9 protein-coding genes and 1 pseudogene are annotated in these 10,435 nt (G+C 46.4%); 8 read left to right on the top strand and 2 right to left on the bottom strand.

All coding sequences use genetic code 11. The features are described from left to right. Positions 1 to 258 precede the first annotated feature (258 nt). The 4 genes and pseudogenes from resA (at position 259) to KNP82_RS15315 (ending at position 4,201) form a co-directional block, all read left to right on the top strand. Positions 259 to 803 (top strand): annotated as a pseudogene (gene resA, locus KNP82_RS15330) (thiol-disulfide oxidoreductase ResA). Between the two features lie 358 nt (positions 804 to 1,161). Continuing rightward, positions 1,162 to 2,043: a F510_1955 family glycosylhydrolase gene (locus KNP82_RS15325; protein ID WP_353049076.1), complete on the top strand. Its 882-nt coding sequence runs from the start codon at positions 1,162 to 1,164 to the stop codon at positions 2,041 to 2,043. Between the two features lie 99 nt (positions 2,044 to 2,142). Further along, entirely contained in the window at positions 2,143 to 3,546 is a 1,404-nt protein-coding gene (locus KNP82_RS15320; protein WP_214828794.1) for a sensor histidine kinase, read from the top strand. After that, positions 3,524 to 4,201 carry a response regulator transcription factor gene (locus KNP82_RS15315; protein WP_214828791.1) on the top strand — a complete coding sequence of 226 codons (678 nt, stop codon included), beginning with the start codon at positions 3,524 to 3,526 and terminating at the stop codon, positions 4,199 to 4,201. The genes KNP82_RS15320 and KNP82_RS15315 overlap by 23 nt, the downstream gene beginning before the upstream one ends. Positions 4,202 to 4,260: 59 nt before the next feature. Here the strand turns inward: KNP82_RS15315 and KNP82_RS15310 are convergent, their stop codons facing one another. Further along, a complete protein-coding gene (locus KNP82_RS15310; protein ID WP_084158420.1) occupies positions 4,261 to 4,593 on the bottom strand; it encodes a four-helix bundle copper-binding protein in 333 nt (110 codons plus the stop codon). Between the two features lie 272 nt (positions 4,594 to 4,865). Here KNP82_RS15310 and copZ point away from each other — a divergent pair, with 272 nt between their 5' ends. The 3 genes from copZ to KNP82_RS15295 all read left to right on the top strand — a co-directional run bounded on the left by copZ (position 4,866) and on the right by KNP82_RS15295 (position 8,653). Further along, positions 4,866 to 5,069 (top strand): copper chaperone CopZ, encoded by a 204-nt coding sequence (gene copZ / locus KNP82_RS15305; protein ID WP_029336157.1) that lies wholly within the window; start codon positions 4,866 to 4,868, stop codon positions 5,067 to 5,069. A gap of 137 nt (positions 5,070 to 5,206) precedes the next feature. Next, positions 5,207 to 7,345: a heavy metal translocating P-type ATPase gene (locus KNP82_RS15300; protein ID WP_251128207.1), complete on the top strand. Its 2,139-nt coding sequence runs from the start codon at positions 5,207 to 5,209 to the stop codon at positions 7,343 to 7,345. A gap of 348 nt (positions 7,346 to 7,693) precedes the next feature. After that, complete coding sequence (locus KNP82_RS15295) at positions 7,694 to 8,653, top strand: IS30 family transposase (RefSeq protein ID WP_214828788.1); 960 nt, start codon at positions 7,694 to 7,696, stop codon at positions 8,651 to 8,653. A 96-nt stretch (positions 8,654 to 8,749) separates the two neighbouring features. On the opposite strand, the gene KNP82_RS15290 is transcribed toward KNP82_RS15295, so the two are convergent. Then, positions 8,750 to 9,091 carry a YolD-like family protein gene (locus KNP82_RS15290; protein ID WP_029595514.1) on the bottom strand — a complete coding sequence of 114 codons (342 nt, stop codon included), beginning with the start codon at positions 9,089 to 9,091 and terminating at the stop codon, positions 8,750 to 8,752. 371 nt (positions 9,092 to 9,462) lie between these two features. Here KNP82_RS15290 and KNP82_RS15285 point away from each other — a divergent pair, with 371 nt between their 5' ends. After that, the gene (locus KNP82_RS15285; protein WP_035385670.1) at positions 9,463 to 9,918 is read left to right on the top strand and encodes a JAB domain-containing protein; all 456 of its coding nucleotides are present in this window, start codon (positions 9,463 to 9,465) and stop codon (positions 9,916 to 9,918) included. Positions 9,919 to 10,435 lie beyond the last annotated feature (517 nt).

The following is a 10,435-nucleotide window of genomic DNA, read 5'->3' as shown; positions in this document are numbered from 1 at the left end:
ACCCCGGAGCAATACCGGAGCCATCTGATCGCCGCATAGAATTCGAGGCACTTTTTATTAAACTGTCCGTAAAACAGGGCTCAGTTCAAAGAAGAGCGCTCTTTTCATGTCAATAGGAGGAGCATTAATGATTCTGATGGGCGTTTTACTTTACTTTGACATGCTGACAGAAATCATCGCTTTTTTATCGCAATTTACGGGTGGATTTACAGGGTTTTAATGGACTCAACCCAGCATCTAGGAAGGACGTGACAGTGTATGGCTGCTAAAAAGGATAAAAAGAGAAATCGCTTGATTATGAGGACAAGTATTTGTTCATTCTGGTTGTCGCTATTGCATTTACCATCTACAACGGATTAACAAAAGAGAAAAACGAATTGCTGCAAGTTGGAGATTCGGCACCCGATTTTGCGTTGACGGATTTGAACGGGGAACGGCATCAGCTGTCTGAGTACAAAGGGCAGGGGGTGTTCGTGAACTTTTGGGGTACTTGGTGCAAACCGTGCGAAAAAGAGTTCCCGCTGATGGAAAAGCAGTACCAGGTATACAAGGATCAAGGTGTGGAGATACTCGCTGTCAATATTGCGCAATCCGATTATGAAGTGAGACAATTTGCTGAACAGCGAAATTTAACGTTCCCGATTGTTATCGATAAGGACAAAAGTGTTATGGAAGCTTATAATATCCGTCCATTGCCGACTACTCTGTTAGTCAATCAAGAGGGCAAAATCGAGAAAATTATTACGGGTGAAATGTCCGAAGAGGATATCGCGAGTTATATGGAACAGATCAAACCGTGCTGATACCTCTGAATTTCCCAAGCATAATGCGGGCCACGTTATTTTGAAAAATGCTGCAAAGAAAAAACGAGAAAAAAACATTTCTTTAAAGTGGACTAACCGAAAGAAAAGAAATGTCAGGTGTAGAAAATTTATAAATAAAAATCAGGCAAAGATCCTCCACCGGACCGATTGGAAGGATTATTCCTTTTGGGTCAATTGTAGAGGGAATGGATTACCTGTTTTGAAATCAAGATATCTGCACAAAAAGTCGAAACTTTTTCGTTAAACTTTAAGAATGTTATACTTATAAAAAATAAAAAATAAAAAATGACATATTCGGAGGGCATCTACATGAAAAAAAAAGAGAATAGGAACGGCAGTGCTGTCGGCTTTTCTTTTGCTGGCAGGCTGCAGCAATGATACAACGGATTCATTTGAAGTGCCGTTTGAAGGGGAACTGAACCATGTTCATGGGATGGGTTATGCAGGAAATGAGAACGGACTGTATTTTGCCTCGCATACCGGGCTGAAAATTTACCGGGAAGAGGGCTGGTTCGAAACGGCGGATAATTTTCATGATTATATGGGCTTTAATGCAACAAATGAAGGATTTATTACGTCGGGCCACCCAAGTGCAGACTCAGAATTACCCAATCCCCTAGGGATACAGCGAAGCATCGACAGCGGTAAATCGATTGAAGAGATTGCATTTCAAGGAGAAACGGATTTTCATGCCATGGCGGTGGGATATAACAGTAACGACATTTTCCTAATCAATCCGGCCAAGAATTCCCTATTGGAAGCCGGCGTATATAAAAGCGGTGATGAAGGCGAATCATGGAAAACTGTGAAGGCTGAAGGGCTGGAAGGCGAAGTGACTTCGCTCGCTCTTCACCCGGCTGACTCAAACTTCGTCGCTGCAGCTACGGCTGCAGGGATTTATTTCTCACGGGATGGCGGAGAAAATTTTAAAGCCATTACAGACGGAAGTGAAACAGGCACAGCGGTGCATTTCACCGAAGACCATTTGTACTTCGGAAGCTACGGGACAGCGGCGGCTCTGGTGAAGTATACTATGGAAAATGAAGAACTCGAGCCGGTGGATACACCGGACCTTTCACAAGATGCCATCGCTTTTATTGCACAAAACCCGATGGATGGAATGGAACTGGCGATCTACACATTTGAAGGCAATGCCTACTTGTCGGAAGACGGATTACAGACCTGGAAAACGCTGCTGGAAGAGGGAAAAACCAAGTAGAAACCAGCTAGCCGTTTGAAAGACGAACCGAATCCAACAGCTTTCGGCAGCAGTCTTTGTCTTGATTGCTGCTAACCAATCGACTTAAAGAGGGATGCCATGTTAAACAGGCTTGCATTGAAAATAGGTTTGCTGTTTTTTGTGTTTATTATCATCATTGAATTGGTTTTGTTTCTAACCCTGTACGTTACTTTTGTCAATGAACGGGTGGATGAAGTCATGACCAACCTGCTTGCAAGAGGGAACACCCACAGCGAAGTATTGGAAGACAGTTTTGAACCGGCGACATTGAACCATGTGGCGTTGATGGAATCGGCCTCCGATTTCATCGTCATCATCACGGATGCAGATGGCAACGAATTGACCCATTCCGATCTGATTGAACCTGAAATGAGGGAAGTGTTGGAACACACCGATTTTGATGAGGTTCTGCAGGGAGGGAAGGTCGTGGAAGAGCGATGGGACAAAAAAGAGTTTATTGCGACGGACAGCCCAATCACCATTGAAGGAGAACATAGAGGCCACGTGTTCATGTTTGCGGAAACCAATCATATCAAAGGGATGGTCAGTCATTTGCGAAACCAATTCCTGATTGTTGGCCTGATTGCTGTCGGGTTGACCGTCATCACAATTTTTCTGCTATCCCGATTGATTACGTTGCCGTTGATTCGGATGAAAGAAGCGACGGAACAGTTAAGCGAAGGGCACCACGAGGTCAGCCTGAATATTGGCCGAAACGATGAGTTGGGAGAGCTGGCGAACGCCATCACTGCTCTATCCAGTGACTTGGAACATTTAAAAAATGAGCGGAATGAATTTTTGGCGAGTATTTCGCACGAGTTGCGGACGCCGTTGACCTATATCAAAGGATATGCCGATATCGCGAGCCGGCCGGATGCATCCGAGGAAGAGAAAAAGGAATACATTGGCATCATCCGGGAAGAGACGGCCCATTTGACGGAATTGATCCGGCAGCTGTTTGAGCTGGCTCAGATGGATCATAACCAGTTCGCCATTCAAAAAGAGGAATTTTCACTGGAGATGCTTTTTGCATCCGTCGTTGCCTTGGTTCGGCCAGCTTTTGACGAGAAACAGATTTCATTGGCTGTCCATTGTGAACATGAGATTGTCGCCTTCATTGATCCCGAACGTTTTCAGCAGGTATTGCTGAATGTCTTGGACAACGCCCGCAAGCATTCTCCTGAAGGAACACAAGTGGTATTACAGGGAGTCCAAGATAAAGGTACCATCACCATAAGCATCCGTGATGAAGGAGAGGGCATACCGGAAAAAGATCTTCCTTTTGTCTTTGAACAATTGTATCGGGTCGATAAATCCAGATCCAGACAGTACGGAGGAAGCGGTCTTGGCCTGGCGATTGCGAAAGAAATCGTCGAATCGCACGGTGGTCTCATGACGCTTCAAAGTGAGTACGGACAAGGGACAACCGTCCTGATAGAATTGAAAAGGGGGGATTCGCTTGCAGAAAGTGCTGTTGGTTGATGATGAACAACGAATGCTGGATTTAGTGGCTTTATATTTGAAGCCGCATCAGTACCTCTGTAAAAAAGCACTGGGAGCTCATGAAGCCCTCGACTATTTGGAATCGGAACCTTTCGATCTCGTCTTACTGGATATCATGATGCCGGAAATGGATGGCTGGGAACTGTGCCGCGAAATCCGGAAATTTTCGGATGTGCCAATCATTATGCTGACGGCGCGGGAACAACAGGAGGATATTGTTAAGGGATTGAATATCGGGGCGGATGATTACATCACAAAGCCGTTTAATGAAGATGAGTTGCTGGCCCGGATGGGGGCGCTGCTTCGCAGGAGAACTCCGAAAAATACCATTGAAGTGGACGGTTTGGTGTGGGACAAAGACCGGTTTGAACTTACGTACGGCAAACATATCATCAAATTGACGCCAAAAGAATTTCTGATGGTGGGCCACCTGATGAAGAATGCCGACAAAGTGTTTACGAGGGAGCAGCTGATCCAGTTAATTTGGGGATTCGACTCAGAGACGGAAGGGCGGACCATCGATTCGCATGTGCGAAATGTTCGGGAAAAAATCCGCCAGTCCGGTTTTCCGGTCGATGATCATTTTCTCACGGTTTGGGGAATCGTCTACAAATGGATCCATGAAGCAGAATGATGCTTGATAAAAGAAAAGGTCCGTCGGAAAATATTTCCGACGGGCCTTTTTGAGTAAGGTTATGCGGCGTTACGGCAAGCTTCTGCACATCTACGGCAAGCTTCCGCACAGCGTCTGCAATGTTCATGATGATCGGCGTGCTTCTCACATTCCTCTGCGCAAGCTTCGCAAATGGTTGCGCAAACGGCTGCCAGTTCGGAAACGAACGGTGAATTGTGAGTAATGGCATGTTCCAAAAATGCACACATGTCCGCGCATTCCCGGTCTAATCGAATGCACTGTGCTAGCATCTTCACATCGTCTTCCTGCAGACAAGCGTCAAAACAATGGTTACATTCCGCTGCACAATCATGTAATGCCCGAATCAATTCCTGATGTTGTTCATGAGCCATGTTAAAACCTCCATTTCTTATTTTTGCTTCATTTACTGGATTTCCCTCTCCTTTCCAAACTAAACAGAAATACCGAAACTCCATAGAAACTGCACATTTTATAGACAAGTAATCAAATATTAAAATCAATGGTGCGGTTTTTTTGGGGGGTCATTGTGAACTTCTAAATTAGAGTCATGGAAACAGCGATAAAGTAAAATGATACTAAACACTTGATATACCCTATCGGGGTATGTTAAGTTTAAGGAAATATTACTTTAGGAGGAATAATAATGATTGAAACATTAAAAGTACAAGGTATGTCCTGCGGCCACTGTGCAAACTCGGTTGAAACGGGCGTCGGTGAACTCGAAGGGATTTCATCTGTGACAGTTGATCTTAAAAAAGGCGAAGTGGCAGTAGACTATGATACTGCCAAGACATCATTAAACGAAATTCAGAAAGCGATTGAAGAACAAGGGTATGACGTCGTATAAGGGTGCTTTCACAGCACACTTTACTTTTAAATGAAATATACCCTCGCGTGGTATATTCGGCAAGAACTTTGTGAATGTTAAGAATGTAAATAGGGTTAAATAGGATAAGAACCACTAGTTTGGAGGAGGCGCACTGAATGGCTAAAAATGATAAAGACCATCACCACCATCAAGACGAACAGGTAGATCACAGTAAAATGGATCATTCCAAACATGTTGGGCATTCGTACCATGAAGACCAAGTGAAAGAAGGCATTCAAGACGACAGCAATCCTGCCAAAATTCATGATGATCATGCCCATCACAATCATGGTGGCCACGATCATAGTGACCATGGACATCACCATCATGGGAATTTCAAAGAAATTTTCCTGAAGTCGCTGCCCTTGGGCATTGTCATTCTATTATTGTCGCCGATGATGGACGTTCGGCTTCCTTTCCAATTTACTTTTCCATACTCGGATATTGTGGTCGCTGTATTAGCAACTATCTTATTGGTTTATGGCGGAAAACCCTTCTATCAAGGTGCAATCGCTGAATTTAAGGAAAAAGCACCGGGCATGATGGCCCTTATTTCATTAGGGATATCCGTTTCCTATTTGTACAGCATTTACGCCGTGCTGGCACGCTACGTAACCGGCGATCACATCATGGATTTCTTCTTTGAATTCGCGTCCTTGCTGTTGATCATGCTCCTTGGACACTGGATCGAAATGAAGGCTATCGGAGAAGCAGGAGACGCGCAAAAATCGCTCGCCGAATTGGTGCCGAAAGATGCACATGTGGTATTGGAAGATGATTCGATCGAGACGCGTCCCGTAAATGAGCTGGAAGTCGGAGACCTTGTACGGGTTCAGGCCGGAGAAAACGTCCCTGCCGATGGCATCATCAAAAGAGGCACCTCGCGGATCAATGAAGCTTTGCTGACGGGGGAATCTAAACCCATTGAAAAAGGAGCCGGAGACAAAGTGATCGGCGGTTCCACGAACGGTGCAGGCATCTTATATCTTGAAGTACAGGAAACCGGCGACCAATCGTTCATTTCTCAAGTTCAAACCCTGATAAGCCAAGCGCAGGATCAACCTTCAAGAGCTGAAAATCTTGCTCAAAAAGTAGCCGGCTGGCTGTTTTATATCGCCATTGCGGTGGCTTTCATCGCTTTTGTCGTTTGGCTGTACATTGCTGACATTCAAACCGCTATTCTTTTTACGGTTACGACATTAGTCATTGCATGTCCACACGCTCTCGGCCTTGCCATTCCGCTGGTTATTGCACGAAGCACCAGTTTAGGTGCAAGCCGCGGGCTGTTGGTGAAAGACCGCGAAGCATTGGAGCTGGCAACTAAGGCTGATGTAATGATACTGGATAAAACGGGTACATTGACTACTGGCGAATTTAAAGTTTTGAACATGGAAACACTGGATGGTCAACATACCGAAGCCGAAATCGCGGCGTTAATGGCAGGGATTGAAGGCGGGTCCAGCCACCCAATCGCCCAGTCAATCGTCCAATACGCTGAGAAACAAGGGATTCAGCCTGTCCACTTTGATTCGATTGATGTTGTGTCGGGTGCGGGTATAGAAGGATACGCCAATGGCCGCAAATACGAATTGATCAGCCAAAAGGCACTTGGAAGAGATGTAGCGGTGGATGTTCCCAAAGGGGCAACATTAAGTATACTAGTTGAGGACGGGAATCCGATCGGTACGGTCGCATTAGGCGATGAATTGAAAGAAACGAGCAGAACGCTGATACAGGCATTGAAGCATTACAATATAAAACCGATTATGGCTACAGGTGACAATGAAACGGCTGCCCAAGGAGTAGCAGAGGAACTGGGCATTGAATACAGAGCCAATCAATCACCGCAAGATAAATATCATTTAGTGGAATCACTGAAAAATAATGGACAAACGGTTATCATGGTCGGCGATGGCGTCAACGATGCACCATCCCTTGCAATAGCAGACGTTGGGATAGCAGTCGGTGCCGGAACTCAAGTCGCCATCGATTCCGCTGATGTGATTTTGACTCAGTCGGATCCAGGCGATATTGAATCCTTTATCGAATTGGCCAATAAAACAACCAGTAAAATGAAACAGAACCTCGTGTGGGGAGCCGGTTATAACTTTATTGCCATTCCCATAGCGGCGGGTGTTCTAGCCTCCATTGGGATTACGTTGGCTCCTGCCGCAGGAGCAGTTCTGATGTCCGTGTCCACGGTTATCGTGGCTATCAATGCGATGACATTGAAACTAAGAAATAGAGCTGTTTAACACCGTGTTTAATTGTCGTACACGAAAAGTGCTGCCTCCCAAAAGTTGAATTTTCTTTAACCTTGGGGGCACAGTTTTGTATTAGGTTAAAGTCAAACGGAGGTTTGAAGACTTTGGATAATTAAATATATTTTTATAGTTAACATATGAGATATTATCGGAAGAGAGGAAGCCCAAAAGCTTCTTCTCTTTTCTACTTAAATTCAATTAACACAAAAAAGTTTTCAAAAATTGATCATTCATTCATTAATCGCCGATTGTAAAATTAAGCTAGACAATTGAAAAAGCCATTCGTGGTACACTCACAATGTATTTTCCGACCAAAGAAAAACATAGGAGTGATCACGAATGACCTACACCCATCTTACCACGGATGAACTGGTGATGATAGAATCCTACCACCGCCAAAATATACCTGTAGCGATCATTGCTAAGTTGATGAACCGTTACAGGCAGCCAATCTACAACGTCATCAATTTCCTGAAATCAGGACATACAGCGCTCGACTTCTACACGCAATACAAGAAAAATAAGAAACGCTGCGGCCGGCGGAAGATTGTCCTGCCGAAGAAACAAGTGGCCTATGTTCAAGACAAGGTGGCGCAGGGCTGGACGCCGGATGTCATTGTCGGCCGGGCAGAAACGGCCATCGATTGTTCCGCGCGCACCATCTATCGCATGTTCAAAAATCAGGTCTTTGACGCCGCCACGCTGCCGATGAAAGGAAAACGGAAACCCAATGGACACCAGGAACGCCGGGGAAAACAGGCGTTCAAACGCCATATTTCCGAACGGGAAGCCGACAACCCGTCGTTCAAAAAAGAGTTCGGGCATATCGAAGGCGACACCATTGTGGGTGCCCGCCACAAAAGTGCGGTGATCACGCTGGTCGAACGGCTGACGAAAGTCATCATCGCCCTGAAGCCTGCAGGACGCAAGGCTTGCGATATTGAAACTGCGTTGAACCAGTGGTTCCAAGGGGTCCCGAGAAATCTGTTCAAATCCATCACGTTTGATTGCGGCAAGGAATTCTCCAATTGGAAACCGTTGTGCAACCGGCACGACGTCTCGATTTACTTTGCGGATCCCGGCACGCCTTCTCAGCGCGCCTTGAATGAAAACTCCAACGGGCTCCTGCGGAAAGACGGCTTGGCAAAGGAAATGGACTTCAAACAGGTGGATCAAACATTCATTTCGTCGGTGGCCGACAAGCGGAATAACATCCCAAGAAAGTCACTGAATTACCGCACACCGTTGGAGGCATTTTTGAGTCACCTGAATGGAGTCGATCTGTCTAGCTTAAATTGACAAACGGAATGATTTAAAGATATCAGTGTACTGCAACTTTTAACTGATACATCTATAAAAGCAGCAAAGGATTTTTCGTCAGCAACCGCCAGGGCGTTAGTCTATCGATTGTTCGACGTGAATGATTGCCTCGAACGGCACATGGATGATCCCTTCCCTTTGATTGGCCAGCTCGACGGTCCGCTCCATGTAGTTCGTCCGGTGCACGAATCCTCTGAATCGTTTCATCTCCCGCTTCTCCACATATTTTACCTCTACCAAATCTCCGCTGAAGATCGCGTCGTTCAGCACATTCTCATAGACCGATAGGACCTGTTCATCGATATCTGGCATCTCAATTTTTTGAATCTCTTTATAGTATTTCGTCAGTAGCGCCTTGTGCTCGGGCATGAGGAATGGGATCCATTTCAATTCGCCCCGATCGCGATACATCGTCATAATAATTACCCCTCTCAATAAAACGAACGTTTGTTCTTATTTTATACCCGATTTGTCCCGTTTGAACAGCCTTTTTCGTGATTGGTAATCCGTGCGTCCTGTTTCCGTACTCTAGCTCGCTGGTCTTCGGTGCAAGGGACGTCAAAAAAATGACGCGCCCTCCGGCCCGTCTTCCTTCGCTTTAGGCTCAAAGCGAGGCTTTTCGCTCGTTGGCTACGGAAGCCTGTCCCTCCGTTTGCTCTACGCATTTTTTTGAGGCTCTCCCTGCGGTCGCCCTTGCACCGTCTCCCGACGCTCGCTTCGTTCCCGTCAACAGGACGCACAACGGTGTTCGTTCTGAGCTCGGCTTATCCGAAAGGGGACAAACCATCATGGAACTTACATCCATCATCGAGGTCATTCGTATCAAACAAGAGATTCGCGAGGAGATGGTCGCTCTCGAGCACGCCATCATCCAATCACCGGACAGTGCCCGACAAATCGGTTCCTCGTTCATCGGGGACGACGACCGTGAAGTGTTCCTCGTCATCATGCTCAACACAAAGAACCGGGTCATCGGCGTCCACCGGGCACACGTCGGGAGCGTCAACTCGAGTGTCGTCCACCCACGGGAGGTCTTCAAATGCGCCATCTTGAACAACGCCTCGTGCCTCATCGTCTGTCATCAGCACCCGAGCGGGGACCCGACGCCGAGCCGGGAGGACATCCTCGTCTCCGAACGGTTACATGAGGCGGGGGACCTCATCGGCATCCCGGTGCTCGACCATCTCATCCTCGGAGCGGACGAGTCGTACGTCAGCATGAAACAGCGAGGTTACATGGGTTGAACGGAATGGAGTGGGGCCGGGGGACCGGTCCCGGTCCGTCCGGTAAGGACAAGGAAGAAAAACGTACGTTTTTCTTTGACTGGATGGGCGACTCGCGTTGCTCTCGCCTGGATCCATAGAGCGGGATCCGGAAAAGGGTCGTTTTCGCATGACGAAAACGCGATGGTTCGTGTGTGAAGGTTGGACGTTGTTTTGGTCTGTCTCGTAAGAAGACTATTTGATGAAATGACAGAAGTGAAAACACGGTTTGTTTATTGAAAATGAGCATGTTTTCTAAACAAGCCCTAGGGCTTACGTGAAATTAGGCGAGATGTTGTCTGCTTGGATGCGAGGTATCATGAGGCTATCAACAGGAGAGGAAGATTCAGATGGACAGTTACCAACTAGATCAACAGACGATGGACGAGATGACGGAGGTATTGCTTCGACTGTATTTTGCAATACAAATGTGCACAATAATGCAACGAAAAGTACAGAACTTTGCCAGCTGGGTTTTAGTGTTTCGACAACGCATGCG

This window comes from Exiguobacterium sp. s26 (assembly GCF_018618235.1).
In the GTDB taxonomy this organism is placed as follows: domain Bacteria; phylum Bacillota; class Bacilli; order Exiguobacteriales; family Exiguobacteriaceae; genus Exiguobacterium; species Exiguobacterium chiriqhucha.
The sequence above is the reverse complement of the archived record's forward strand: the minus strand, read 5'-3'. Positions and strand labels throughout refer to the sequence as shown.

Bases quoted from the DNA above. Each gene is read 5' to 3' on its own strand.
- KNP82_RS15320 (WP_214828794.1), top strand. From the start codon at position 2,143: ATGTTAAACAGGCTTGCATTGAAAATAGGTTTGCTGTTTTTTGTGTTT.
- KNP82_RS15310 (WP_084158420.1), bottom strand. From the start codon at position 4,593: ATGGCTCATGAACAACATCAGGAATTGATTCGGGCATTACATGATTGT.
- copZ (WP_029336157.1), top strand. From the start codon at position 4,866: ATGATTGAAACATTAAAAGTACAAGGTATGTCCTGCGGCCACTGTGCA.
- KNP82_RS15300 (WP_251128207.1), top strand. From the start codon at position 5,207: ATGGCTAAAAATGATAAAGACCATCACCACCATCAAGACGAACAGGTA.
- KNP82_RS15295 (WP_214828788.1), top strand. From the start codon at position 7,694: ATGACCTACACCCATCTTACCACGGATGAACTGGTGATGATAGAATCC.
- KNP82_RS15290 (WP_029595514.1), bottom strand. From the start codon at position 9,091: ATGACGATGTATCGCGATCGGGGCGAATTGAAATGGATCCCATTCCTC.
- KNP82_RS15285 (WP_035385670.1), top strand. From the start codon at position 9,463: ATGGAACTTACATCCATCATCGAGGTCATTCGTATCAAACAAGAGATT.